Genomic DNA, 25970 nt, shown 5'->3' on the forward strand with positions numbered 1-25970 from the left:
CCGCGTCCTACGCGGTGAAGGTGGCCTTCACGGACAGCCGTGTCGGCGGTTTGCGTACGGTGGCCTGACCATCGCAAGTCGGCGGCGAGTTGCGATCGTCCAGTGGTCCACCGTCGTTTCACTCGCCGACTTTGACCAGGACCTTGCCGAGGTTCTGGCCGCGCAACATACGAAGGAAAGCCTCGGGGGCGTGTTCCAGTCCCTCGGTGACATCTTCCCGGTACTTGATCCGCCCGTCCGCGATGCCGTCGGATACAACGCGCAGAAACTCCGAGAAGTGCTCCTCGACGAACTCGGTGTTGAAGAACCCGCGGAGCGTCATGTTCTTGGTCAGTACCACCTGCATGGTCTCCGCCAGTTCACCATCCGCCGCCTGACTGCCCCCGTTGTACTGCGTGATCAGGCCGCACAAAGGCACTCTGGCAAACCTGTTGAACAACGGCAGCACCGCCTGCCACACCGCGCCACCGACATTCTCGAAGTGCACATCCACACCTGCCGGGCAGGCGGCGGCCAGTTGTTCGGCGAAGTCCGGCGCGTGATGGTCCACCGCGGCGTCAAAGCCGAGTTCCTCGCGTAGGTACCGGCATTTGTCCGCGCCACCGGCGATGCCCACCGTCCTGCACCCGGTGATCTTGGCCAGCTGGCCGACCACCGAACCGACTGGTCCGCTCGCGGAGGTCACGACCACGGTTTCACCGGGCTTCGGCTTGCCGATCACCATCAGTCCGCTGTATGCGGTGAACCCAGGCATGCCGAGGACGCCGAGTCCGGTGGTCGTGGGCGCCAGCGTCGGGTCCAGTTTGCGTAGCCCGGTGCCGTCGGAGACGGCGTGACTGGCCCAGCCAGTCGGAGCGAGCACGGTGTCGCCCTCGGCGTAGTCCGGATGTTCGGACTGCAGAACCTCGGCCACCGCCTGGCCGTGCATGGTCTCACCGAGACCGACCGAGCCGGCGTAGTGGCTGTGCTCGTCCATTCGCATGCGCATGTAGGGATCCAGTGAGAGATAGCGCGCCCGCAGCAGCAGGCCACCCGCCGGGACGGGCGGGGGCGTGAACCGCTCCAGCCGGAAGTTGTCCAGCGTCGGCCAGCCGGAGGGCCTCCCGGCCAGCACCACCCGACGAGCAGTGATCCCGCTCATGTGCACACCCCTCATGTCCTGAGTCTGTAGAATCTCACAATGTTGATCGACATTATCCTTGCCCGCCTGACATCGTATGTCAATGTCGAGCGACAGTGACATACGGGCACTGTCGCACGTTCCTCCAGCTGGATGGTTGATTCCGTGAAGTTGGCGTGTGGTAGCTCGGCTCGACTGGCTTGGTGGCGTGGGCGCGTGACTGGTGTGGTTGTTGGGGTTGGTGTGGCGTGTGCGGTCGGGTAACTGTCCGTGAAGACACCATCTCGGCGGCCCCCCCCGCGTCCGCGTCCTACGCGGTGAAGGTGGCCTTCACGACACGACCGACCACCACACCAGCCACATGAGTTACAGCCGCCACACCGGCCGCACACCACGCCGATCGAACCTTGCCAGCGGAACCTCGGACCTCGTCCTCAGCTTCAGTAGAGCCGAACCGACACGCGGCAGCCTGACCAGTGCATTCCGGTCAGCCCGACAGGCGGCTACTTCCACTACGTCACACGAACTTCACGGAATCAATCGTCTAGATGCTCATCAACGACCAGGCCACCATCTGCCCGCGTGCTCGGAGCGCTGTCGCGGCGCCGCGCAGGCGATCAGCTGGCGAGTGACTTCGTGGCTGCCTCGTAGTTCGTTGCTTGATCAGGCGTGAGGAGATGCGAGACGCGGACGAGGACGCCCCCGTTGACGTAGTCGTACTCGGAAAATAGGGGCGATGCCTTGCCGATGGCCTGGATGTAGTCCATCCGTGTTTTCGCCCCGGCAGCGTCTGCGTATACCTCGACTGATCCGCCGCGTGTGGTGTCGTCTGCGGCAGAGCCTTCGACCTGGTCGGCGGGAACTCTGTTGTCGGCGAACGCGGTCTTCGAGGTGTACCCGTTCGGGCGGCCAAGCAGATGGTTCGGGTCGTCAGCTGCGGTGTACGCCTTGACAAGTTTCACCGTGGGGATCTTCCCGATGAGCGTCGTGGTGACCTCGTCGGCTGTGGGAGCCTTCGCTGAGTTGGCGGCCGGCGCGGATGCTGCTGATCCGCCGCCGCACGCGGTGAGCATCGCGAGGGTGATCAGGATGGCGACCGGGGCACAACGACGAACGATCACGGAACTCCTCCTCGATGTGCGGTTCAACGGTGTATGTCTCATCGCGGCGACCCAGCGTTACCGGGTTTGGTAACTATCCGTGTCCCGAGCTCTGTCGCCTAACCGGGCAGTGGTCTGGGGAAGGCTGTCCTCGTGCAACGTTCGTCGAAGTGTCGCGAGCAGTTCCCCAAGGACGCGGTCGGTCGGCCCTCCGGCCGTCCTCTGCGTCACGTATTCCGCGACCTGGGTGAATCGTGAGGCCCCGCATAACTCGGTTCTGCGCCGACGCGGAGCGGTTTTCCTCGCGTTTGGGCCAAACGGGTGGTGCACCGGGCACCGCCCACGCCCCCGATCACTCTTCCTTAGAGTGGCTGAGTGACTACCTAGCGCGGGGGGAGGTGCGATGGCGGACGGGCAGGGCTTCACAGTGGACGTCGACGCCCTGAAAGAAGCAGGTCTGGGTCTGTCGGACCTGCTCTCGGCGTTGGACGAACTCCAGGTCGAGAACATCGACTGCGACCGCAAGTTCGTCGGACACGGCGGGCTGGAGGACTCCTACGAGTCGTTCACGACGCGCTGGCAGATCGGCGTCACCAACCTCACCAAGGACGGCACTGAGCTCTCGCACCGGTTGATCGACGCCGCCGGCCGCTACATCGAGGCCGAGCAGAAGCACCACGACATGCTGCAGGCGATCATTCACGGCACAGGCCCCGACCCCGGGCTCGGTGACGATGGTGGCTGAACTGGGGGAGACCACCGACCCGACGGACCTCATCCCCGGCGACGCTGCCCAGATCCGCGCGTCGACGGCGCACCTGACGACCTACGGCGACACCCTCGTCCAGATCGGCGACGGGCTCAAGACCCTCGAGACCGGTGGCTGGACAGGGGACGCGGCGGACAAGTTCCACGCGTTCTTCGACGGTGAGCCGGTGCGCTGGACGCAGTGCGGTGACGCGTTCCACGCCGCTGCCGCAGCCATCAACACCTACGCCGGATCTCTGGACTGGGCTCAAGGCGAGGCCGCCCACGCGGTCGAGCTGTGGGAGTAGGGCGAGCAGGCCACCAAGGCCGCGCAGGCGCAGCACGACCAGGCCGGGCGCGAAGCCGCGCAGAAAGCCGCCGCTGCTGGGGAGCTGCCGCCGGCCGCGGCGCCGTTCTCCGACACCGGTGCGCCGCTGCGTTCGCAGGCGAAGGACATGCTGGCGCGCGCCCGCGCCCAGCTCACCCAGGCAGGCAACGAAGCCGTCGGCGTGGTGGACCAGGCCCAGCAGAACGCGCCGCAGGAACCCAGCTTCCTCGACAAGATCGGCGACGGTCTGACGACGGCGGCGGGCTGGGTGGGGGACCGTGCCGGGGACGCATGGCGTGATGTCGGCAAGGCCGCCAACTTTGTCGACGGGCACCTTGATGATGCCGCTGGCGGCATCATCAAGGCCGGGACGAACCTGGCTGGCGACATCGTCAGCACCGTCGGCGACACCGCGGGCACGGTGTTGTCCGCGGTGGGGCTCGACGACGCCGGCAGGACCGTGAAGTCGTCTCTGGACGACGCAGGTCACGCCGTCGACCAGTCTGGTCAGACGTCGGCGCACTGGCTTGACGACCGGGCGCACGACCTCGGCAACTTCGCCGAGAAACGGTACGACGACGTCGCGGACTTCGTCAGCGGCGACGAGGCCAAGGACACCGGTCCGCACTACGTGCTGATCGACGAGAACAAGTACCCCGAGTCCGCGGAGCACGTCCAGGAAGCTCAGAGCGGTCTGATCTGGCGCGGTGATGATTCCCAGCAGAAGGCCCCGAAGCCGGAGGAAGTCACGATCGATCGGGCCGGGGCGGACGATAACCGGCGAGAATCGCTCAACGGGATCGCGACCCGCTCTGGTGACGACCTCGACCGCGACGAGTACCCGCCGGCGATGTTCGCCGAGGGTGGGGCCGGGGCGAGCGTGAAGTACATCGACGCCTCGGACAACCGCGGTGCGGGCTCGTCGATGGGCCACCAGTTGCGTGGCCTGCAGGACGGCGACAAAGTCCATATTGTCGCCGGATGACCGACAGAACGGAGACACCCCGTGACTGACCCCGTCCTCGACCGGCTTCTCGTTGCGGCCGCGCGCCGGGACCGCGGCGCCGATGAGGTGTGGCCCGCTGCTGCGGCCGCGATCGAGCTGCTGTGGTGGCTTGACCGGTTCGGCGAGGCCGGCGAGCTGGCCGAGACGACATTGCGCGATCTCGCCGCAGCACCGGGGCTGCTGTTCTCCCAGGACGTCCCGTTTGACGAAGCGATCCTGCTGGGTGCCGCTGCGGCAGGTGATGATCCGGGCGCGGCACTGGCGCGGGCACTGGCGATCGTGCCGGCCGAGACGGTCCTAGGGAAAAGTCTGTCCTGGAGCGCGGCGAAACTGCCAGGTTCCGAGCCTCATAGCCTGGTCCGTGGCGGGGCCCCGGCGAAACCGGCCAAGCCGCTGCGCGAGCGCGACCAGGCCCTGGCCGACCGCGACCCCAGCATCCTCAGCGACCCCGAACAGAGCCGCTTGTGGAAGGCTGCGCACAGCGCCGGGCAGTACGAGGTGGCGCTGCGGCTACTGGACGCTGGTGGTGCACCGACTCGGTGGTTCATCGCGACCTGGCTGGCGCAACATCTGGTCGAGGCCGGCGATGTGACCAGGGCGTCGGCGCTGCTCGTGGCGGTGCTACCGGACTGGATCCCGTATCAAGCGTGGGACATCGTGCCCACGGGCATCGTCCTGCAACCCGGACTGCGCCCAGCCGTGACCGCGGAGGTGCGGGCGGCAGTGTTCGAGCAGATGGACATCGACAAGATCCCAGGGGTGGGGACGTGACCCCGGCGTTGGAGCGCCTCCTCGAGGTGTCGCGCGGTCCGACCGGGCAGGCGCGGCCGGTCGAGTTCGACACTGCCCGCGGGCCGCTGGCCGAACTCGGTGGGCTCTTGTCGCTGCGCAACGGGTTCTACGTCTGCAACGCGGGGGTGCAGGTTTTCCGCGCCGGCGACCCTGGCGTCGGCCCTGAGCTCGAGCACTGGAACCGGGCCGATACGTGGAAGCAGACCTACGCGACGCTGGCCGAGGGGTTGTTCTGCTTTGGCCAGGACTTCTTCGGGGTGCAGTTCGCGATCGCCGACCAGCGCAGGGTGGTCACCTTCGATCCCGAGACCGGCATCCGCACTGATCTCGGCGACTCCGTCGAAGACTGGGCGGCGTGGCTCCTCGATGACCCCGACACCAATGGCTGTCGAGCCTTCGCAACAGCCTGGCAGGACACTCACGGCCCACTGGAGCACCACCAACGGCTCATTCCGTGGCAGTTCTTCGTCCTAGGCGGTACGTACGACGAGGCCAACTTGACGGCCAAGGACTCGGCCACAGCCATGTGGATCCGGGGGCCGATCGCGCAGACGGTCGGCCTTCTCCCAGAAGGTGCAGAACTACACCTGCGTTCGTACCCGGCCAACTAGAATGCGTATGTAGTTGACACGCCGATCTGCGCGTCGAGCTCTCACCGATAGTGCGACCGGCCGTGCTGAGGATGTCGCTATCGCTTCGACCTCGTACTTCCGGCTCTTCCTGCGCCCGTTGTCCGTGTCCGCTGATCCAGATTGTTCGGTGATCGGCGTCCGGGCCCGAACCAAGCTGTTGTGAGCGCGTTCGGCGAGAGGGGCACTGTGGCATTGCGGGACTGCACCATACAGTTAGACGTTCCTCAAGATGGAGATCCTCCGGCCACACCACCTGGACGGGCCAATCCGGTCGTGAATCCGCTGAGGGGCGTCCGGCGCACTTGATTCGCACTTGCTTGCCAGATCGCGATCCTGAACGGTCGACGACTTCCTGCTCGTTCATTTCGATCCGCGCCCGCCGTCTGTGCGGGAATTCTAGGTCTGAAACTGTAGCGTTTCATTCGCCGACGACGACTACTTCAGTATGACTGATTCCGGACACCTTCGTGCGCTTGCTGATTTGAGTGATCGAGAGGAAGAGCTTGTCGAGGCCGCGCGTCGCGGAGAAGAATTGAAGTGCAGTGATCTAGGTGTCGGCGACCTCGCCTGCAGTGAACTTGCCGAGCATCAAATTCGCGCCGAACTGATCCGGGAACTGGCCCTAGGTCGCCGCGGTGAACTGGACCCGCGAGGTGTCAAGTTGCGCGGAGCTCACATCGTCGGCATCTTGGACTTGGACTTCGTGCATGCCATTGCCGGACTAAGTTTTGCTGAGTGTGTAATTATTGACCCGATCACCGCGAAGGCTGCAAGCCTGCCGCAGTTTACGCTGACGCAAAGTTCTATAAATCGCGTCGATGCATCTAATGCAACGATTTCCGGCAGCTTAATTTTCAACAAGCTAAGGATGCGGATATCAACCGAGGGAGGAGCCATCTGCCTGGTCGGTGCGCACATCGCGGGGGATCTGGATCTCAGAAATGCGGACATAACTAATGATGCAGGACCTATTCTTCATGCGGGGCGTCTGCAGGTTGACGGAAATGTAGAGCTCGGCGGGTTGCAGGCCGCAGGAAGTTGTGAACAAGGAAGCATTCGGTTGATTAGTGCGCGGATTGGCGGCTATCTCAGCGGCAAGGATGCGAAAATAGACAATGATATGGGTCCGTCCATATTTGCCGATCGACTGAAGATTGATGGCGGCGTCTCTTTAAGTGGATTGCATGCCTCTGGAGTCGGAGATCGGGGAACAATTCGCCTAAATGGTGCGCGCATCGGTGGTCAATTAACTTTTCTGCGAGCAAAAGTTCTTCATGGTGATGGGGGTGGGAGTAACTTCGATTTTGACAGTACTCGAGTGGAAAGAGCGGTCTTCTTTCCCGCTGAACTCATCTGCCCTGAGGCGTATGGTATGAAATCGTGTCCAAACTCCGGAAAAATTGACCTTGATGGCTTCACGTTTAGTTCGCTTCGTCGAGTGGAATGGAAGCAATGGCTGCACTTGATTCGCTTTCATAAGCCGAACTATCTCGCCTCGCCTTACAGGCCATGGCCGTATCAGCAGCTTGCCGCAGTTGAAAGGGCGGCTGGTCACGACAGCCATGCGCGTCAGATTCTTATCTGCCAGCAACATGACCTCCGTGTCCACGCGCCCGAGGCTGTCGGCGGGCGGGTGACCCTTTTGTTCCACTGGATGTGGGGAGCTCTTGCCGGCTATGGATATCGCGCGCGTCGAATCGCAGTCGCGCTGTTATTTGCGCTGGCTACATCGGGTGCGTTGGGTTACGCGGCGGGGCAGTTCAGTGTCCGTCCAGGTCACTACGCAGCCGAACGCACTGGTACGGCAAGCGGCTCCGTGGGCGCTGCCTGCTCCAGTGTCGAACTCATCGGCCTCGGCCTCGATCGCGGGTTGCCGTTGGCGCCAACTGGTCTGCGGGCCAGCTGCGATCTGGATACCACTACGCGCTGGGGGCAGATATTCACTATCGCAATCTGGCTTGATCAATTTACGATTTGGGGCTTGGCTACGCTTGCCCTTGCGGGTTATACCAGCCTTATTCGTAAAAGCGGTTGATCGAACGAAGTTCACGCGGGTGACCCGTTTCTTGACAGATGGAATCGCGGAATCGCCGCGCTCTCAATGCAGGCTGTCGGTGCCCGCGTGCTGCCAGACTCAGGATGGCAAGCGGACTTTGAACGGCAGGGACCGCAACTCGATGATCAGTTCAGCCTTCGGGTGCGATCAGCCAGTACTCCACTGAGCGCCAGCTGCTTCGAACCAGTCAAGGTAGATCAGGATGCCGCGTATTTCCTTAGCAACTTGTAGGAGGTGGCGGAGAACTGCTTGATGGATCAGCAACCCAGTCCCGCCCTCGTTCAGCTGTTGGTAGGGAAGGACCATGTCGGGATTCAGGTGGTAGGTGTTGCCATAGAACTCGAGCTCGACGAGGTCGCAGGGGAAGAGTTCGTTCTCCTGCCTGACCCCCTTTGGCTTGTACCACCGGTTTCGCTCTTCCTTCTGAGCTTTCCGTAGCTCGACCCAGATGTCCGCGAGGGCGTCGAGCCCTTGCCTCTTCAGCTCCTGAATGATGACGGTGTCGATCGTCTCCAGCGAGATCTGCTGATCGTTGCGTCCCTCAAACAGGCGGACATCGATCATGAGTGCCTTCAATTCTTCCGAATCGACACGAGTCCCATCCTGACGGAACGTGCCGTCTGTGGCCGCCTTCAGACGGTGCTGAATGGCTGCCACCTCCTCTGCCAGGGGTTAGCTTCCAGCGATGCGGCTCTTTGTCGAAAAAATGAGATTCGCGCAGCAGGTGACCACCCGGGATGAGCTCGCATGGGCAACTCCTAGACCTTCAGAGCAGAGGCTGAGCCGTCTTCGTAGGAGTGCAGGCAACAAGTTCCCACGCGCAAACGTGCGCGCGTGCTAGGGCTTCGCCCCGTCCAGCCACTGCGCCGGAATGAGCTTTTCCCCGTGTCGCCAGCGCTGGCGTACGGCCTGCGCAAACCAGGGTTCGGGGAGGTCAGCGTGGTCACAGACGATCACCTGGAATTGTGGGGCGAGCTCGGCGACGACGTCGCGCAAGAGCTCGAACATCGCGCGCACCGCGATCCGGTCAGCGTCGTCCTCAGGAGAGCCGGTTTCGTTGTCATTCTCTGACGGGTAGTGCGCCTGCGTTGGCTGGTCCAGCATGAGGAAGCGTGGCACTGGCCGATCCTGCCTCGTGAAGTATCGATGAAGTGCTAGGTGGGTCGCGAGGTGGTATCCGACCCAGTTCTTGGCGCTTCCGATGCGGGTCAGTGGTGCTGGTCCGGTGTCGGTGTCGGCGACGACGGTGAGGCGCGCCAGGTCGAGTCGTACGTCTTCTGCACTATGTTCGAGTTCGAGCCGCTCTGCGTAGGCCTTGATGTCGCGGCCGACTACGGCTAGCCGTGAGGTGACCTGCTCTGTGCGGTTCGCGTCGTCGAGTTCACCCTCAAGTGCTTCGACGATGGAGCGTGCCTGCTCCAGTCGATTCAGCAGAACGCCCATGGCTCTCTCGTCGACAGATGATGACCGCGACAAGGTTGCGTCGATTCGGCCGCGGGTGAAGTCCCAAGTGTTGGTCTGGGTCTGTTCTCGAACGCGACGGCCACGGTCGATGTTCTGGAGTGCGCCTTCTACAACGCGCAGTTGTGTGCGGAGCGTCTCTGCTTCTGTGTCGAGTGTGTCAAGGGCTCGTCGCTGAGCGGGGCGTGCACCGGTGACCGTCCCGACCTGGGCACGTAGGTCCTCAAGGCTGCGTCTGAGTGTCTCCGCGGTGGGATCCGCGTCCTCCATATGGTTGCCGCAGGCCGGGCACGTTTGTGTGTCGTTCTCAACGCCGTTCGTCGCGGAAGTTGTAGGCAGTAGATTTAGCGACGTCAGACGTGACTCCTGCCGTGCAAGCGCCGACACGAATTCGCCAGCTGCATGGGTCTCGTTGATGAGTAGGCCGCGGTTCTCCATCACGACTCTCAGGTTCTGGCTGAGCTCATCTCGACGACGCTCGAGTGCCTGCCAACGATCCTGTTCGTCCGGACCGTCGTCCGTGACAAGGTAAGCCGGCCGTGCGACGCGGGCACCTTGCAAGGTGCGGATGAGTTCCGCGCGATCGGAGTAGTCCAGGTCGTCGATCAAGCCGACGGCACGCGCCTCGGCGTAAAGGGATCCGAGTTCAATGTCGATGGTCTGGGCGGCCTGCTGAGCGCGCTCGTATTCGGCTTCAAGCCTGGCCACGGTACGTTTCGCATCGCGCAGTTGAGCTCGTTTTCGAGCTTCGTCAGGCGCGACTGCGCCAAGGAAGTAGGGGATCGTGTCACGCAACGCTTGGTCGATACCGTCTTCGCCCATTCGGTGGAACATCGCGGACTGGCTTGCTACCTCGGACTGCGACTGCAGGCAGAGCAGAGCAGCATGACCGATGTTTGCCTCAAGGCCCTGCCGGGTCGACCAGGGGCTGGACTCGGTCTCGTTCTCCTCGATGCCGATTCGGCGACCCAGTTGCTGTCGAAGTTGACGGGTGTCGGTGTTCCCCCTCAGCTCAGCAAGAGGCGGCGGCTCCAGGTCGTTGGCGAACTCCAACATGGCGATCGTCGTACTGGAGTTTTGCCCCTTGGGCTTGGGCCGTGCGACGAAGGCACGGGCTCCTGAGTCGTTCAGGCTCCACAATGCGGCGTACCACTCGACTGTGTCAGAGATGGGCCCGACCGGGACGAGGGTTGTGTTGCGGCCGAGGCAGTACTCGACGATCGTGAGCAGTGCACTCTTACCTGTGCCCGACTCACCGGTAACGATGTTGAGTTCACCTGGCGTGAAGTCGAGCCGCCGAGTGCGACCATCGGCGTTATACAGGACGAGGGCTAGGAGTTGCACGTGTCTAGGGTGTCACGCCGAGGACCACGAAAACGGTCGCCGGTTGTTCAATTTTGGTGAGCCACCGGCCAACGAACCCTGCTCGGGCAACGATCTGCTGGACATCGCTGTCCTTGGCAAGGGTGTGGCCCTTGCCTCTGGCCAGGGACGCGATGAGACCTCCGTCTGCATCCACGGCCAGCACACCGTTTCGCAAACCGAACCGCATCCCTTCCTGCACCGATCCCTTCAGTGAAGTCGCACGTCGTGCAAATCCTGCATGCTCCACCGGATGGTCGGCTACCCATGCATTCAGGTTCGCGCGGACTGTTCGAGGCAAGGACTCACGGGTGGCCCTGTGTAGGACGAGCGGAGCAATGATGAACGCGAGGGGCCAGGGCATCGCACGTTCGCCGTTTTCGCGGTACAGGTGTGCCGCGTTGGCCGTGAGCGTTGCCAGCAGGGCTGGGTTCAACATGACCGCCTGGGTACGCGAACGCTCGCTCCAAGAGGTCATAAACAGACATCATGCCAGCAGCCGACCCATTCTAGGGGTGCTGCGTTCAGCAAATATTGCTGGCAAAGGTCTACACGCTGGTTGTGATGGCCTCTAGATGCTCGATGAAGTCTGGGTGCCAACCGATTCGTTGGTCGGTGTCCTCGTGGCCAGCGAGTTCGTGTCTTTTTCCCCGACCGTAGAAGCCATCGTTGTAGTACGTTCGTACGGTGACTGCAGTGGAGTTCAAAAGGTAGTTCAGGAGTTTCCTCCCCGCCCTTACCTTCGTTGCCTCCGCGTCCTCCGGGCTCAGGGCATCCAGTCCGAGGTCCTGGACCATGGCCTCGAATTCCCTAGTCCACTCGAATCGGAGCTCAGCTTCGAAGTTTCGTAGCTCCTGAACGTCAAGAAGGCTGTCGCTCAGCCAGGCGGTCTCCTGGGTGACGGCCCGGTGGTAGTCGATGATCGCGTTGCGAAGAGACGGGCCGGAGTATTCGACCAGGGCGAGTTGTGCCACGAACCGAGCCTGGCCATAGAGACCAATATGTTCATCGGTTACCGAACCCAACCGCACGGTAGTGGGCAAATTTTCGGTCGTGTACCTGTCCCGTAGCTCACGGACGAACGTCTGCACCTCAGTGACGCTGGTCATCGACCGACGTCCGGCGAGCATGTCGATCGCGACGCTGCGCCAGTAGTGCCAGACCTGTGCGACGAAGCTGTCATGGGCCGGCGGACCGCCACTTGGCAAGGCGTATGTCAGAGCTTCTCGAACGGCGACGTCTAGGTCCTCTGGCGGCATCTGGCCATCGAGCACCCATGCACGATGGAGCAGGCTTCTTCGTACCGACTGATCCAGTGCCAGGAAAGCCGCCCTGGCGTTCTCTGTAATCTCGTTCGTGGAACTTGCTGCCGCTTTGGTGAGAAGGTCAACCGCAAGGTCGACATCCCTTGTCGAGGGTCGCAGAGCGTAGGCCGCAGTGCCCTCGGTAGCGACTGAGGTTGTAACAAGGTGCAGGTCAGGGCCCTGAGGATCTCCGGTATCAGATCGGTCCAGCCAAATCCGAACTGTCTTCCAGATGTCCACCGCCATGTCACCCAGCCCGGCGGCTTTCGACGTTGTGTGAAGCTTGACCTGGAGTAGCTCGACAGGATCTCCGGTGTTGTCGACATCAACCCAGGCGACATCGTCGTGGAGTTCGAGCGTTATGGCCTGGTCAGGCCTCGTCTGCCCCTTGCGGAGGAGGTCCATGAGGGCCCAGTCGGTCTGATATATGTAGCCAGATGTGGCAGCGGCAGCGTTGTGTCCGGTCATCCCGACGATGCCCCCTCCCTGCCGACGACGTCTAGATAATGTGCACTTGTTCGGAGGCGAAGTCCACAGTTTCGACTGATCGGGGTTCGCCTCTGGTGCTTAGATGCATCCCATGGTGCCGAGCTGGTTCTCTGCAGTTGAAACGTCACTGGAGCCAGCCGCGGCCTGCGCCAAGGTTCTTTCGGCCCTGGTGGCGGTGGCACCTAGCACCCGCCGAGCCCGCGCCTCGCGTGAGAGACGTCTTCGGGTGTACACGGGCTTCCAATGAGCCGTTCACGACGTAAGTGCGACTGCAACACTTCTCGCTGCCATTGCTGTAAGCAACCCAGTCGACGGTCATCGGAAGGTTCGAACAGCGCTGTCCATGGCGGAGGCTCTGGCGGCGCTTGACCTCCGGCTTCCCAACGCTGCCAGGCACCTCGCTCGAGGGATCGCGCCCATGTTTCGTCTGGCCGTCGCTGCCGATTTGTTGGGAGACGCTCAGCATCGTCCTGCGGCATATCGAGCCGCGGATCACGCACGGGGCTCTGTGGCATCCTTCGGAGCCGCGCTGGATGAGCTGCGCCTGTTGGGCCGATGCCGCCCACAAGAAGAAGCGGAGGAGGTGACGGCACTGCTTGCTGAGCTCTTCAGTCGAGTGGCTCACCCGCCGTCGGCGTTTCAGGAGTGTGCCGTAGCGCTCGGAGCGAAGACAGGCGCCTTCGCGGTTGCCGTCCGTGACGATCTCGGCAGGCGCTGGTGGTATATCGGCTCCACCCCAAGGGACAAAAAGTGGAAGTTGTGGAGGGCTCCCCGTGTCCCTGCCTGGCTGGGAACGTCCGAACGCCCTGAGGATCATCGCCGCTAGCATGCACGCCGCGCACTTGTCGGGGTCCTAAACACAGGAGCACGGAAGGAGCACGGCTCCCGTCTGGACGGTCACCGAACAATCATCCGGCGACGGAATAGTCGCAGGTAGGGGGCTTGCATGATGCCGAATCGCAGGTCAAGCTGCAGAAAGTACCAGGTGATTAAAAGTCCGAAGGTCGCGGTAAGGCTGGACACCGCCTCCCGCCCAACGCCACACCCAGTCCCTTTCACGGGCTTGCGTCGTCGACTGCCATCAACCGAGCAGCCCTGGCGACCGACCCACCCGTCACATACCCCGGAGACGTTCGCCGGCGAGCATGTCTCCTGCCGGCGGATGACCCCCTCACCCGGCCCGCGGGCACTGCGAGGGCTACGCCGCTGATCGATTCCAGACCGCGCAGCGAACGGCGCCCCCAGACGCCCGACAAGTGCCTCGACCGGGAGAAACACGCCCAGCCCCCAGCTGGGCGCTTCCATAAAAGCTCGACCAATCACCCGTCTGGGTGGCGCAGCTGGAGCAGTTTTTGTGACCCCATATCGGGCGGGGACGCGGCCCTGCTCCAGTTTTGCTCCAGTTACTGAACGGTAACTGAAGCGCGATCCACTGTGGACAAATGTTCGGTGCAACGAAAAAGACCCGTTGACCTGGGAAGATTCCCAAACCAACGAGTCTGTTGAAACGTGGAGCTAAGGGGATTCGAACCCCTGACCCCCTCACTGCCAGTGAGGTGCGCTACCAGCTGCGCCATAGCCCCGAAACGTCCGAGGCGGAGTGAACTCCGCATCTCGTAGGTACAGACTTTACATGACGTGGGTTGGCACCCGATCGAGGGGGTACCGGCGGCGGGGTGGTTGCCGCTCGGCCGGGTGGGGGTGCGCCGGTTAGGCCGGTTGCGTCGCGCGAACGGGTTGACTTGTGCGTGGTTTCGGGCGCTTGACCTGGGGTTTCGCTATCAAGCGGGCCGGTGTGAATAAGAAGTGTGCCCGGCTTTGCACTTGGCGGGGGGTTCGTGCCACTTACCTGGTGAGGACTGTGTGCGGCGGTGGGGAGGGGCGCGATGTCAGGTGGGTGACAGCGACGACTTCGACGGGTTTTTCGCCCACCACTTCCCGCTGCTGGTGGGGTTCCTGTGCAAGCGAGGGTTCGACCTCGAAGTGGCCCAGGACGCCTCGTCGGAGGCGATGTTGAGCGTTTACGAGCAGTGGACGTCCGTCACGTTCCCGGCCGCCTGGGTACGGAGCGTGGCGGCCAGGAAGGCGGCCGCGCAGGTCGTGCGGGGGCGGGACGGGGTCGCGCGGGCCATCCGCAGTGACTGGGCGTGTTCGGACGAGTTCGCGGAGGACAAGTTGCTCGCCTTGGTCGAGGACTCGTCGCTGGTGGTGACGTTGCTGGAGCGGTTGCCCGAGCGACAGCGGTCCGCGATGGCGTGGCATCTCGACGGGTTCAGCAACGCCGAGATCGCGCGGCACCTCGACGTCCGCGAGGCCACCGTGCGGTCCACGGTGCGCCACGCCAGGGAGCGGCTCAAGCAGATCTACCAGGAGATGCCGGAGGAGAGCACATGATCGCGGTCCTGAGCAAGAACGACGAGGAGCGGGACTTCGACCGGTGGCTGCGCGACGCCGACACCGCGTTCACCGACGCGCTACGGGCCGGCCTGGACGTCGAGGGGACGCTCGCCCGCATCAAGTCCCGTGCGATGACACGCGAGCTGAGCCAAGCCGTCGGCGCCGGGCCGGTGCGGGTCACGTCGTACCCGGATGTCGACCTGCCGGTCGCCGCCGCCGTCGATGGCGAGCCGAAGGCCGTCGAGCAGCTGCTGACCGCGGTCCGGCCGCTGGTCGTCCGCTACTGCCGCGCGCGGATCGGCAGGTACGCGTCCGCCGACGACGTCGCGCAGGAGGTCTGCCTCGCCGTCCTCACCGCGCTGCCCACCTACCGCGACCAAGGCCGGTCGTTCCTGGCCTTCGTCTACGGCATCGCGCACCACAAGGTCGCCGACGCGCATCGGGTCGCCGGACGCAGCCGCAGTGACTCGGTCGCCGACGTTCCCGAGAACGCCGAAGGCGCCATCGGACCCGAGCAGCGTGCGCTCCAGTCCGAGCTGAACGAGCGCATGGCGCAGCTGCTTCACGTCCTTCCGGATCGCCAGCGCGAGATCGTCGTGTTGCGGGTCGTCGTCGGCCTGTCCGCCGAGGAGACCGCTGCCGCCATGGGATCTTCGGCGGGCGCCATCCGGGTCGCCCAGCATCGCGCGCTCAACCGGCTCCGCAACGTATTGGGCGTTCAGCAGGCCCGCTAGCTCACCGACGCGGATTCGGGCACCACCGCAGGGGCGACGACGTCGGCGGGTGTGGGTTTCACGGCGTCGTTGTCGGCCAGGAACTCCCGCATCGTGCGTTCGCGGCCGTAGCGACGCCGCATCCACAGGTAGCCGAGGAACGCCACCGGCCCGAACCAGGTCTGCACCGGCACGACGATGTCCGCTCGCGCGTCGATGAAGTTGATGAGCAGCGGCGCCAGCGACGGCACGACACAACCGAACAGGACGATCAGCACCATGGCGACCCTCGCCGCGCGCCAGCCGTACGCCTTGTACGCCGAAATCAGGAACAGGGCGTAGATCAGCAAGTCGCCCAGGCCGATGGCGGCGTTGTAGAACCCGATCCGCATCCCCATCGACGGGTCGAGCGGATAGCCGAGGAAGTCTTCGACCAGCGCGTTCGTCAGCGGCACGAACGCGGTGAAGATCATGTCGTAGACGGCCAGCGCGAGCGCGAACCACGCCACGTGCCGCAGCCGCATCCCGCCCTGCACATAGAGGTTGGCGACCGACACCGCGCCGAGCAGCATGATGATGTCGCCTTCGGCCCAGAACAGCTGCCAGCCGAACACCGTGCCGAGCATGTTCTGGCCGAGCCAGATGTTCGCGCCGAGCAGCAGGCCGATCCCGAGCCACAGGCGGCCCGGGGCGAGCAGCGGCCGGTAGCCGATGGACAGCGACGCGGTGAACGTCACCATCAGCAGGCCCGTCGTGGCCCAGCGAGGCAGCCCGACGTAGATCGTCGGCAGGATCGCCAGGAACACGACCAGGATGGCGATGTCGCGCCCGTTGAACACGCCGATCGCGGGCCGCTCCAGCCGTACGCGGCGGAGGTAGGCCAGCGCGCACAGGCTGGTCACCACCGAACCGAGCACGGTGAGGCACAGTTCGAAGACGGTCTGGAAGACGAGTTCGGCTGGCATCTCACGCTCCGATGGGGACGGGACGGGCGGCGAAGGTCCTCTCGTGCAGATCGCTCCGCACCTGGCGCAGTGTCGTGGCCTCTTCGTCACTCACCACGGCGAGGTCGACGTCCAAGCCGGCTTCGGCGAAGTGGTTGCGGGCGGCCGACTCGCCGAAACCGTCAATGGCGGCCACCGGCAAGGTGAGCCGGATCCGTCCATTGTGGATGGTCGCCCGGAAGCGGGCGGGCCACGGCTGGGTGGGCAGCGCTTCGACGGCTTCCACCAGCTGCCGCGGGGTCACGACGTCGTCGGGCCCCAGCCGCAGCAGCTGACCAGCTTTGCCGAGCAGCGGACTGGTGGCAGGCACGCCCGCGACCTCGCAGGTGAGCGGTCCCTCGGGCAGCCGCCGGACCACGTCGCGGGTGTCGTACCGGAAGACCGGCATGCAGTCGCGGTACGGGAAGAACGGCGTGATCACGATGACGGCCAACGCGCCGGGCGCGGCGGGTTTTCCCGTTTCCAGATCGAGGTACTCGACGAGGCCGGTGTTGATGTCGTGGTGCAGATGACCCTGGCTGCACGACCTCGAGGTCACCGGGATGACCTCGGTCATGCCGAAGTTGTCGCTGACCTCGTCCACCCCGAACGTCTCCCGGACGGCCGCCGCCAGACTGGGGGACAGCACCTCGCCGCCGGCCTGGATCCGGCGCAGGCGGAAGTCGCCCGGTCCCAGGCCGCGATGTCGGGCGGCGATCAGCAGCTCGGCCAGGTAGCTGGGGCTGGCCGAAAGCAGCGTCGATCCGCCTTCGGCCAGCGCGTCGAGCGCTTCGTCCACCGGCACGACGCCCAGGACGCGGCAACCGGCACCGACCAGTCGGCAGCCCGCGACGTCCAGTTGCACCGCCGCTGTCGCCCGCGAACTGACGTTGACCTGCATGATGTCGTCCGGCCGGAGCTCGTCGCGCAGTACCGCGGACAGCGCGCCGAGCGCGGGCCACAGCTCCGTCTCGTACCGCGAAAGCCAGATCTCGGCCGGGCGACCGGTGGTGCCGGTGGTGCGGGTGGACAGGTGGCGCCGGACGTCGGCGCACTGGAACTCACCGGGGCGGCCGACCAGCTCGGCCTTGGTGGTCACCGGGATCGCGCCCAGCCCCGCGAGGTCGAGGCGGTCCGGCCGCACCCCGGCGGCCTCGAACCGGCGCGCGTAGAACGGCGACTGCTCGGCGAGGCGTCCGGCGGTGCGTCGCAGGCCCTGGGTGGCGAAATGCGCCTGGGCCTCGGGATCGGTGAACGGCCCGTCGACGAGCTGTCGCACGTCGGTGCCCGGTTCGCCGAATTCGGCCAGGGTGGCGAGCGAGTCCTCGATCAGCCGGCCGATATTGCGGGCATTGAGCCGGCGTCCCCAGACGATTCCCATCGCCATCCGGAACTGTCGCACTCCGGTCTCGAACATGGCCACTCCTTCCCTGCCGATATCGGAACCGGGCGCCGCTCGGCGGGCGAACGCCGCCCGGTCCACTGGAAAACTAGAACGAAGAGCCGACGGACGCGGAGAAGAGCACCGCGCTCAACGACCCCATCACATAACGGGCGTGCTTGATGCTGGCGATGAGTGACGACATGGCTACCTCCTTTCATGGACTCGCAGGATGATCCGGTCCGGCGTAGGGCGTCGGCCGGCCGTTGGGTGCTACTGGCACGAACCGTTCGAGCAGCAGCCGCATTCGGTGACGATGACCTTGACCGTCATTTCCGGATGTACCGAGCAGGTCAGGTAGTAGGTGCCGGGGGTATTCCATTTTCCGGTCGTCTCGACGTCGTTCGTCTGCATGAGACGGCGGCCGGCGAGCGGGACCGCGGCGTTGTCGGTGAGCTTTCCGTCCCGGCCGGGGCCGATGGTGTGCATCCACCGGGAGTTGTTGACCAGCGTGAGCGTGGCACCCTGGTGCACGGTCAGGGTTTCGGTGGTGAAGACCTCGTGGGCCATGCCGACGGTGCCGGCCGCCGGGGTCGCCAGATCGGGGCCGAGCGCGGGCAGGAAGAGGCCGAGCGCCAGCAGTGGAACGCAGAAGAGGATTCGAGGAATGGGCATCGTCAGGCTCCCCGCCGTGCTTGCTCGACTTCCTGCCGATCGGCGGGAATGTCACAGTTCGTGGATCATTTCCCCATGTTGATCAGAACGCTGACCCCAAGGTGTCGACCCGGGAATCGGGCCGACTTTGCGACTTTACCCAAGGAATAGCGAAAAAAGAAGTACCGGCCGAATGCCCGTTGGGGTGCCGCCGAATGCACTATGGGCAGTAAGGGGAAGTGTGCCGCGAAACTACGCCTCCCTGGCTGCCGCTGATCATTTAACTGCCTATTTGATCAATGGGGTTTTGGGGTGCTCGCCGGCGTTGGAGATCAATTCTTTCGGCTATTTTCCGCGCAGTGGATATCAGTCGTGACACTGTGCGCCGGACTGGTTACCGATGAGGGTTCGAACACTGCGCGAGCGTGAGCCGGGCATTTCGGGCATAATAATGTGGACTGCGCCAATCGAAGGAGTATGTGTGGGAATCGGCAAACCGGTAAAGAGGGCGCTGTTCGCCGTGGCCGGAGCGATACTGGTGGTGGTCGGCGTCATCCTGCTGGTGCTGCCGGGGCCGGGGATGCTGCTGATCCTCGCCGGTCTACTCCTGCTCGCGTCGGAGTTTCCGGCCTTGGAACGCTACGTCGACCCGGTGCGCGACAGGGCGATGAAGGCCGCCGAGGACAGCGTGGCTTCGCCGCTGCGGATCGCCGGTTCCGTGCTCGCCGGCCTGGCGCTGCTCGCCGCCGGAGTCGTCTGGGGCACCGTGCCGGGGCTGCCGTTCGGCGGGTGGAGCGCAGGCTCGAGCCTGATCTTGTCCGGCGCGATCCTGTTCGCCCTGCTCATCTGGAGCTACCGGCGAGTCCAAGCCCGCCGCGGCGTCTCGTAACTGTCACCACTCGAACGCAGCCGCGTCTCACGGATTCGACAGCGTGGCAATCGAGCGCGCCGCAGCAGGTCGCGGAACACCTTGTCCTCCTCGGCGCCATCATGGTCGGCGCGCTGGCTCGCCCCCGGGCCGACGACGAGTTCGACGCGGTTTCGTACCGTGCCGTGATTGGTGGGCCGCTCGTCGAAATTCCTTGAGAAGTCCGTCACCGCAAACCCGGCGCATGTACCCGGAAGCGCACGAAGTGCCAGTATTGAGTGGTGATGAGTCGGACGCGGACGCTGGTGTCGGCGCTGGGGATCTTTCTCTCCCTCGGGCTGGTCGCCACCCTGCTGGTACTGCTCGATTCCGACCCGGCGGCGGACCCCGCCGTGGTGGACGAGCTGGGCGCGCGGATCGCGACCTTTACCGCCGCGATGTCCGCCGGCCAGGAGTACCGGCCGCCGAACCCGGCCGAGCGCACCGTGGCCGCCCGCGGTTTCGGCGCGGAACTCGGGAAAGACATTCCCACCAACGCTGACCTCGAGCGGCTGGGGTTCACGGTGGCCGACCTGGTGGACTCGGTGACCCGTCGGCCGTACACCCTGGTGCAGAACGAGCCGGGCACAGACCGGGCGTGGGGGCTGTACCTGGTAGACCGCTCGGCGCCGCCGTCGCTCGCCGTCGAGGTGCCGCATCCGGCGTTCGACCTGCGGACCGAGCTCTTCGGACTCGACCTGTTCCGCCGGAACCCGGGCGCTGTGCTGCTCGTCGCCGGCGCGCACCGGCGGGCCGACGGCAGTCGTGCCGACGTCGCCCACGAAGCGGACTCGGTGTTCCACGTCGTCGCCACCGGGCTGGCCGGCCGCGGCCTGACGCAGGTGCAGCTGCACGGATTCGACAATCAGTCCGCGCCCGGCTACGACGTCGTGCTGTCGACCGGTGCCACCCCGGCCGGCGGGCCCGCGCACCGGCTCGCCGACGGGTTCAAGGCCGCTGGTCTGGATGTATGCCGGGCGTGGGAGCAGTCCTGCGCCGGTTTGGAAGGCAACACCAACGTCCAGGGCCAGCTCGCCGAGACCGACGGCACGACGTTCCTGCACGTCGAGATGAACCGCACCCTGCGCGAGGACAACAACCGCCGTGCCGACGTCGTCACCGCCCTCGTCGACGCGAAACTCGGCGTCGCGTGACCCCCACGGCACCGCACTTTTGTGCTTTTGCGGGGTCCTTGCGCACACCGGTATCCCGCGTCCACAACAAGCGCACAAAAGTACACAAGTGCCCAGGTCTCAGTGGGCGGTGAGGCCGAGGGCGGTGCGGGCTTGGGCGAGTTCGGCGTCTTCGTCGTCGCCCCCGAGGTTCTGGAACGCGCGCGAGGTCTGGCCCGCGCTGTTTGCCGAGGCCGCGTCCTGCCAGTGGGGGAGCTGCGCCCGCAGGTCGGCGAGCAGGGTGGTGATCGCGGGCTGGACCGTGGACGCCCAAGGCGCGCCGGACAGTCCGGCGATCTGGGCCTGCAGGAAGGGGACTTCGCCGACGGCGAGATCGCGTTTGTCGGTCCATGCCGGGGATTCGACGGCGTTGTACTTGCGGAGTGACAAGTCGGGCTGGTCCATGGTCTGCGCGAAGCGCTTCTGGTCGGCGCTGTAGGGGACGCCGGACGTGCGCACCGGGGCGAGCATGGTCAAGCCGCTGTCTTCGAAGTAGCAGATCGCCGTGTGGTTTCCGGCGGCCCAATCCTGGCGCGGGGGATACAGGTAGCCGGTGGTCAGACCGGGGTAGTTGCGGTCCGGATCGAGATAGGCGGTTGCCTGCGCCGCACATTGCTCCGGCAGCGATTTGAGCGTCGCGGCGCTGGGATAGCTCGTTCCGGCCAGGGTGAGTACGGCGAACGCTTCGGCCGAGTGTGCCGAGGTGCAGGACGGTCGCGTGATCTCTTCGGAGCCGTCGCTGGTCGTCGCGTGGTCGAAGCAGTCGCCCGCTTTGAGCCCGAAGCCCGCTGGGCCTGGGCCGGCGCTGACGTCCGAACCGTTCGAGACAGCCACCGCGACGATGATGATGATGCCCAGCAGCCACGCGCCGGCGGCGGACAGGCCGACGATGGCCAGCTTCCGGCCGTCCTGCCCGTTCCTTCTGATCTGGGCCAGTGCGAGACAGCCGAAGACGACGGCGAGGATCATGAGGATGCCGGAGAAGCTGAGGATTCCGCAGATCAGGGACGCGACGGCGAACCCGTTGTTGCCCTCGGGCTTCGGTTGTCCATGGCCGGCGCCGCCGCGGATTTCGTACTCGGAAACGGCCGGTGCCCTCAGGTAGGGCTCAGGGGTACCCGGGTCAGCGGGCGGTATGGACATTCCCGGAACCTAGGGCACGTTCGGGCAGCTTGCACGCGAATAACGGATAAGCGACGAAAGGGTTATCACGCAACACTGCGTGCCTTCGCCAGGTAGACGGTGTTCGTGGCCTTGCGGTTCTGCAGGGGATTGTCGAAGCTGACGACCTGTGCTCGCACGTCGGTGAAGCTCTCCGTTAGTGCCGCGGTGAAGGTGTCGTCGGGCGGGTCGTTCGACCAGAGGGCGAAAACTCCGCCGGGATGAAGGCTCGCGGCGAGGTGTCGGAGGCCGGCGGGTTCGTAGAAGGCGGCGTGCCCGGGGTTCAGCCAGTGGCTCGGCGAGTGGTCGATGTCAACGACGATCGCGTGGAAACGGCGGCCAGGGGAGGTAGGGTCGAGCCCGGAATCCGACTGGACCATGGCGAAGAAGTCGCCGTGGACCAAAGTACAGCGCGGGTCCGAAAGCAACGGCGCACCGGAGGGGATCAAGCCGCTTCGGTGCCATTCGATGACTTCACCGAGCGCGTCGATGACGGTCAATGAGTTGACCTCCGCGCTTTCCAATACCGTTTTCGCGGTGTAACCCAGACCGAGACCGCCCACGACGACGTCGAGGCCGGACCCCGTCAATTCCGCCAGTGCGAGACGGCCCATTTCCTCTTCGGCGACGGTGAACAGACTCGACATCAGGAAGTCGTCGTCGAGTTTGATCTCATAGACTTCCCGGTCGAAAGTGAGATCCCAGCGGCGCCGCAAAACCAGTTCGCCCATCGGGGTCGGGCGGAAATCGAGTTCCTCGAAGCGCGCATTCACCTCGGGTACCGCACAATTGCGGGCCGGAAAGAGGAATTCATCCCCGCACAGTAGACGCCCGGCACCGCGGGGTGCGCGGTGCCGGGCGGTTGTCCTACTGCCGGGTGAAAATCAGCCCTTGAAAGCGGCTGTGCCGTTCGGGGTACCCAGCCCGGTCGGGCCGTCCCAACCGGTGCCCGCGTTGCACTGGGCCGTGACCGAGCACGAACCGTTGCTGCCGGTGGTCACGTCGAACAGGCCGTCGGTGTGGGCGTACGGGTATGAGTTCGGGCTGGCCGAAGCTGCCGGTGCGCCGGCCAGCGCGTAAACGCTCGCGATGATCGGCGAAGAGGCACTCGTTCCGCCGTAAACCGCCCAGCCGTTGCCACCGTAGGTCTGGTAGACGGCCACTCCGGTCGCCGGGTCGGCCACCGCGGAGACGTCGGCTTCGGCCCGGTTGTTACAGCCGGTGTTCACGCTGCTCTGGAACGACGGCTTGGCGACGTCGGTCGAGCAGCCGCTGCCGGCGCCGCTCCAGGCTGCTTCGGTCCAGCCGCGGCTGGAGCTGTCCTTGGTCAGCGAGGTACCGCCGACAGCCGTGACGCCGGCGCCGGTAGCCGGGTAGCTGGCGCCATAGCCGCTGTCACCGGTGCTCGCGGTGACAGCTACTCCTGCGTGCGTGTAGTACGACGAGTCCGACGCGGTCTCTGAGCCGTCCTCGGAGCCGCCGTAGCTGTTCGAGACGTACTTCGCACCCAGCGAGACGGCGGTGTTCACCGACTTGCCCAGGTTGTCGATCGTGGCACTGTCGGCCTCCACCAGCAGGATCTTGCAGCTGGGGCAGGTCGCCGAAACCATGTCGACGTCAAGTGAGATCTCGCCGGCCCAGCCGGTGTCACCGGCCGGGAGCGGGCTCGTCTTGCCGTTCTGGTTGACCTTGGAGAAGCAGCCGTTCGCCGTGGAGCACTCCGGCAAGCCGAACTGCTTGCGGTAGGCCGCGAGGTCGGCTTCGGCGTTCGGGTCGTCGTTCGCGTCCACGATCCCGACCGTCTGGCCGGAGCCGCCGGCGCCGAGCTTGTAGGCGGACTGGATATCGGACGGCCCGAGCCCGCTCGGAGCTGCGTTGGGGGCAAGCGCGTGGGCTTGGATATCTGTTCTCTTCAACGCGAAGCACGTCGCCTGACCAGGCTGTACCGCCTGGTCGCAGACGTGGGCCGTCTGGGGCTGAAGTGGCGTCGCGATGGCGTTCGCTTGCGCCGGTAGCGCACCGAACGCCAACGCCAGGGATGCGAATCCGGCGATGGCGGTAAGTCCCCGCAAAGTACTACGCACAGTGCCTCCGTAGTTGGCTGCTACCCACTCGTTGGAGTTAACTCAAGAGTGGGAAAATAAGCAACCCGACGGAAGTTGGGAATATTTCCGACCGTGCTACGCTGGCCGTCGATCGATCCTCCACCCGCTGACGACTTCTCGCACGCTGAGCGGGCGCGGACCCGAAATCTGCACGCACGTTGGGAGCCTGTGGGGGACCCCGTAATCCTTACGGCGCTTTTCTGTCCTTGTCGCCCTCCGTCGCGGCAGGCGCTGTGATAGGCGCGAGCGCATTGGCTTATGGGGCACCCACGTGACTCCGCACCGCCGATTGTTGATGAAACCCTTACGGCGCAACAAATAGTCAGCCGGAAACGCCGTGTTGGACTCTTCCTCGTTCGCCGCTCGCCAGAGCATGCCTCTGAGCAACAAGCGCATCACCCTAACGGGTTACCTGCCACCCGTACGTGCCGCAACGTGCCCTGGGCGCTTTTCCACCAGAGTGCCCTCGTTCAGCGTTCAAGCAGGGCACAAAAGTACAAAAGTGCCTCTCCTGCTGGTTCCGTTTTACTGCAGCAGGGACCGGGGCGGACGGGGTGTCCGTGGAGCGGATCTGATGGGCCTGTCGTGTGGTGTGGGCGTGGTCGGCGGTCGGTGAACGTGGGACTCGTCGACCTGAACGTGGGACTCGCCGACGCGGCCCGCGAGTCCCACGTTCACGGCGCCGAGTCCCACACTCGGCTACCGACAGCGCTCTTGACCGCACGCCGCACGACCGGACCTCAGAACAGCCAGGAAGCCCCTACTCGCCCCGGTCCTTGCCGCTGTAAACGCCACCAGCACACATCAACCAGCACCCCGGGGACCCACGCCTACGACACAAGAGCCACAAAAGTGCCCGCCGTCAAGCCGTGAGCAGGGCCTTGGCGTAGTAGTCGTTGGTGTCGCGGACGCCGGGCAGGGCGAGGAAGTAGCCGCCGCCGTAGGGCTGGATGTAGTCGACGAGTGGTTCGTCGATGAGCCTGGTCTGGGTGGCTTCGAACTGGCGCTTGATGTCCTGCTGATAGCAGACGAACACCAGGCCGGCCTCCATGTTGCCGTTCTGGTCGACGCCGTTGTCGTAGTTGTACGGCCGACGCAGGATGCGGCTGTTCGCGGTCTCCGGGGTGCGCGGGTTGGCCACCCGGATGTGCGAGTCGACCGGGATGACCGTGCCCTTGGGGTCCTTGGCGTAGTTCGGGGTGTCGGTTTCGACCGCGCCGTCGAGCGGGGCGCCGGTGTCGCGCCGGCGGCCGAACATGTTCTCCTGCTCGTTGATCGACACCCTGTCCCAGAACTCGACGAGCATCCTGATGAACCGCACCACCTGGTACGAACCGCCGACGGTCCACGCGGGGTCGGCCGCCCCCGGTTGCACCCAGACGATCTGGTCGTCGTCGGACCGCGCGGGCTGGGAGATGCCGTCCTTGAAGCCCATCAGGTTGCGCGGAGTGCCGGACGGACGCGGCGGCGACACGAACCCGTCCATCCGGTACTTGATCTGCATGCCGCCGCGGGTGTGCTTGGCGATGTCGCGCAGTGCGTGGTGCACGGTGTCCGGGCTGTTCGCGCAGATCTGCAGGAGCAGGTCGCCGTGGCAGACCGCGGGTTGCAGCGAGTCGTTCGGGAAGCTGCGCATCGGCACGAGACCGGCGGGCTTGGCCGACGCCAGGCCGTAGCGGTCGTCGAACAGGCTGCTGCCGACGGACACGGTGACGCTGAGCCCGTCCGACGGGATGGCCGGGCCAAGCACGTCGGAGTCCGAAGGCGGAGCGCCCACGCCGAGGTTGGGCGCGACGCCGCCGGCCGTCAGGAACCGTGCCCGGTCAGTGAGGGTCTGGAACAGCGCGACGAGGTCCGTCTTCTTGGCAGCGGTGACGTCGAAGGCGACATGCGTCGAGTACCGCTGCTGCGGCGTGGGTCCGACGATCCCGGCCTGGTGGACGCCGTGGAACGGCACCAGTTCCGGGGCGAGCGGGCTCGCCGGCGTGGCCGCGTTCGCGTCGGCTTTCGCCCCGGCCGCCAGCAGGCCGCCACCCAACGCGGTGCCGGCCGCCCCGGCGACGGCGCCCCTGAGGAGATTACGGCGGTTGATGTCCATGG

The 25970-nt window shown here is 65.0% G+C and carries 22 protein-coding genes, 1 tRNA gene and 1 pseudogene; 10 read left to right on the forward strand and 14 right to left on the reverse strand.

Annotated features, from left to right (window positions below; translation table 11 throughout):
• Nucleotides 1-118: 118 nt before the first annotated feature.
• The gene (locus JWQ81_RS13725; RefSeq protein ID WP_297541337.1) at nucleotides 119-1141 is read right to left on the reverse strand and encodes an NADP-dependent oxidoreductase; all 1023 of its coding nucleotides are present in this window, start codon (nucleotides 1139-1141) and stop codon (nucleotides 119-121) included.
• 596 nt (nucleotides 1142-1737) lie between these two features.
• On the reverse strand, nucleotides 1738-2241 hold the full coding sequence (locus JWQ81_RS13730) for a hypothetical protein (protein WP_297541339.1): 504 nt from the start codon (nucleotides 2239-2241) through the stop codon (nucleotides 1738-1740).
• Between the two features lie 382 nt (nucleotides 2242-2623).
• Here JWQ81_RS13730 and JWQ81_RS13735 point away from each other — a divergent pair, with 382 nt between their 5' ends.
• From JWQ81_RS13735 to JWQ81_RS13760, 6 genes and pseudogenes are all read left to right on the forward strand, one after another.
• Nucleotides 2624-2965 carry a hypothetical protein gene (locus JWQ81_RS13735; RefSeq protein ID WP_297541341.1) on the forward strand — a complete coding sequence of 114 codons (342 nt, stop codon included), beginning with the start codon at nucleotides 2624-2626 and terminating at the stop codon, nucleotides 2963-2965.
• Nucleotides 2955-3455 (forward strand): annotated as a pseudogene (locus JWQ81_RS44915) (putative T7SS-secreted protein); the annotation flags it as partial. The gene JWQ81_RS13735 and the pseudogene JWQ81_RS44915, both read left to right, overlap by 11 nt.
• A gap of 471 nt (nucleotides 3456-3926) precedes the next feature.
• Nucleotides 3927-4280 (forward strand): NucA/NucB deoxyribonuclease domain-containing protein, encoded by a 354-nt coding sequence (locus JWQ81_RS44920; RefSeq protein WP_366942288.1) that lies wholly within the window; start codon nucleotides 3927-3929, stop codon nucleotides 4278-4280.
• A gap of 21 nt (nucleotides 4281-4301) precedes the next feature.
• Nucleotides 4302-5072 carry a hypothetical protein gene (locus tag JWQ81_RS13750; RefSeq protein ID WP_297541347.1) on the forward strand — a complete coding sequence of 257 codons (771 nt, stop codon included), beginning with the start codon at nucleotides 4302-4304 and terminating at the stop codon, nucleotides 5070-5072.
• Complete coding sequence (locus JWQ81_RS13755) at nucleotides 5069-5704, forward strand: SMI1/KNR4 family protein (RefSeq protein WP_297541349.1); 636 nt, start codon at nucleotides 5069-5071, stop codon at nucleotides 5702-5704. Before JWQ81_RS13750 ends, JWQ81_RS13755 begins: the two co-directional genes overlap by 4 nt.
• Nucleotides 5705-6170: 466 nt before the next feature.
• Nucleotides 6171-7760, forward strand: coding sequence for a hypothetical protein (locus JWQ81_RS13760; protein ID WP_297541351.1), 1590 nt, complete (start codon nucleotides 6171-6173; stop codon nucleotides 7758-7760).
• 168 nt (nucleotides 7761-7928) lie between these two features.
• Here the strand turns inward: JWQ81_RS13760 and JWQ81_RS13765 are convergent, their stop codons facing one another.
• The 5 genes from JWQ81_RS13765 to JWQ81_RS13785 all read right to left on the reverse strand — a co-directional run bounded on the left by JWQ81_RS13765 (nucleotide 7929) and on the right by JWQ81_RS13785 (nucleotide 13980).
• Nucleotides 7929-8438, reverse strand: a complete 510-nt coding sequence (locus JWQ81_RS13765; protein WP_297541353.1) for a hypothetical protein — start codon at nucleotides 8436-8438, stop codon at nucleotides 7929-7931.
• A 180-nt stretch (nucleotides 8439-8618) separates the two neighbouring features.
• On the reverse strand, nucleotides 8619-10586 hold the full coding sequence (locus JWQ81_RS13770) for a DUF3732 domain-containing protein (protein ID WP_297541355.1): 1968 nt from the start codon (nucleotides 10584-10586) through the stop codon (nucleotides 8619-8621).
• A gap of 4 nt (nucleotides 10587-10590) precedes the next feature.
• Complete coding sequence (locus tag JWQ81_RS13775) at nucleotides 10591-11082, reverse strand: three component ABC system middle component (RefSeq protein WP_297541357.1); 492 nt, start codon at nucleotides 11080-11082, stop codon at nucleotides 10591-10593.
• A gap of 70 nt (nucleotides 11083-11152) precedes the next feature.
• Nucleotides 11153-12376: an ABC-three component system protein gene (locus tag JWQ81_RS13780; RefSeq protein ID WP_297541358.1), complete on the reverse strand. Its 1224-nt coding sequence runs from the start codon at nucleotides 12374-12376 to the stop codon at nucleotides 11153-11155.
• A gap of 1531 nt (nucleotides 12377-13907) precedes the next feature.
• A tRNA-Ala gene (locus JWQ81_RS13785) sits at nucleotides 13908-13980 on the reverse strand.
• A gap of 310 nt (nucleotides 13981-14290) precedes the next feature.
• On the opposite strand from JWQ81_RS13785, the gene JWQ81_RS13790 reads away from it, so the two are divergent.
• Together JWQ81_RS13790 and shbA are read left to right on the forward strand one after the other, a co-directional pair.
• A complete protein-coding gene (locus tag JWQ81_RS13790; RefSeq protein ID WP_297541360.1) occupies nucleotides 14291-14791 on the forward strand; it encodes an RNA polymerase sigma factor in 501 nt (166 codons plus the stop codon).
• A gap of 134 nt (nucleotides 14792-14925) precedes the next feature.
• Nucleotides 14926-15528, forward strand: coding sequence for an RNA polymerase sigma factor ShbA (gene shbA / locus JWQ81_RS13795; protein ID WP_366942289.1), 603 nt, complete (start codon nucleotides 14926-14928; stop codon nucleotides 15526-15528).
• Here the strand turns inward: shbA and JWQ81_RS13800 are convergent.
• The 3 genes from JWQ81_RS13800 to JWQ81_RS13810 form a co-directional block, all read right to left on the reverse strand.
• Nucleotides 15525-16472 carry a hypothetical protein gene (locus JWQ81_RS13800; protein WP_297541365.1) on the reverse strand — a complete coding sequence of 316 codons (948 nt, stop codon included), beginning with the start codon at nucleotides 16470-16472 and terminating at the stop codon, nucleotides 15525-15527. The two genes, shbA and JWQ81_RS13800, sit on opposite strands and share 4 nt — an antisense overlap.
• A 1-nt stretch (nucleotide 16473) precedes the next feature.
• Nucleotides 16474-17907, reverse strand: a complete 1434-nt coding sequence (locus JWQ81_RS13805; RefSeq protein ID WP_297541367.1) for an AMP-binding protein — start codon at nucleotides 17905-17907, stop codon at nucleotides 16474-16476.
• A gap of 237 nt (nucleotides 17908-18144) precedes the next feature.
• Nucleotides 18145-18546: a hypothetical protein gene (locus JWQ81_RS13810; protein WP_297541369.1), complete on the reverse strand. Its 402-nt coding sequence runs from the start codon at nucleotides 18544-18546 to the stop codon at nucleotides 18145-18147.
• A 460-nt stretch (nucleotides 18547-19006) separates the two neighbouring features.
• On the opposite strand from JWQ81_RS13810, the gene JWQ81_RS13815 reads away from it, so the two are divergent.
• Nucleotides 19007-19414: a PGPGW domain-containing protein gene (locus tag JWQ81_RS13815; protein WP_297541371.1), complete on the forward strand. Its 408-nt coding sequence runs from the start codon at nucleotides 19007-19009 to the stop codon at nucleotides 19412-19414.
• A 263-nt stretch (nucleotides 19415-19677) separates the two neighbouring features.
• The gene (locus tag JWQ81_RS13820) at nucleotides 19678-20586 is read left to right on the forward strand and encodes a hypothetical protein (RefSeq protein ID WP_297541373.1); all 909 of its coding nucleotides are present in this window, start codon (nucleotides 19678-19680) and stop codon (nucleotides 20584-20586) included.
• A gap of 99 nt (nucleotides 20587-20685) precedes the next feature.
• Here JWQ81_RS13820 and JWQ81_RS13825 read toward each other — a convergent pair whose 3' ends face one another.
• The 4 genes from JWQ81_RS13825 to efeB form a co-directional block, all read right to left on the reverse strand.
• Complete coding sequence (locus tag JWQ81_RS13825; protein ID WP_297541375.1) at nucleotides 20686-21747, reverse strand: DUF4190 domain-containing protein; 1062 nt, start codon at nucleotides 21745-21747, stop codon at nucleotides 20686-20688.
• A gap of 65 nt (nucleotides 21748-21812) precedes the next feature.
• The gene (locus JWQ81_RS13830) at nucleotides 21813-22538 is read right to left on the reverse strand and encodes a spermidine synthase (RefSeq protein WP_297541377.1); all 726 of its coding nucleotides are present in this window, start codon (nucleotides 22536-22538) and stop codon (nucleotides 21813-21815) included.
• Nucleotides 22539-22649: 111 nt separating this feature from the next.
• A complete protein-coding gene (locus tag JWQ81_RS13835) occupies nucleotides 22650-23849 on the reverse strand; it encodes a peptidase S8 (RefSeq protein WP_297541379.1) in 1200 nt (399 codons plus the stop codon).
• Nucleotides 23850-24732: 883 nt separating this feature from the next.
• The gene (efeB, locus tag JWQ81_RS13840; RefSeq protein ID WP_297541381.1) at nucleotides 24733-25968 is read right to left on the reverse strand and encodes an iron uptake transporter deferrochelatase/peroxidase subunit; all 1236 of its coding nucleotides are present in this window, start codon (nucleotides 25966-25968) and stop codon (nucleotides 24733-24735) included.
• Between the last annotated feature and the right edge of the window lie 2 nt (nucleotides 25969-25970).

It is taken from the genome of Amycolatopsis sp. (genome assembly GCF_025464955.1).
In the GTDB taxonomy this organism is placed as follows: domain Bacteria; phylum Actinomycetota; class Actinomycetes; order Mycobacteriales; family Pseudonocardiaceae; genus Amycolatopsis.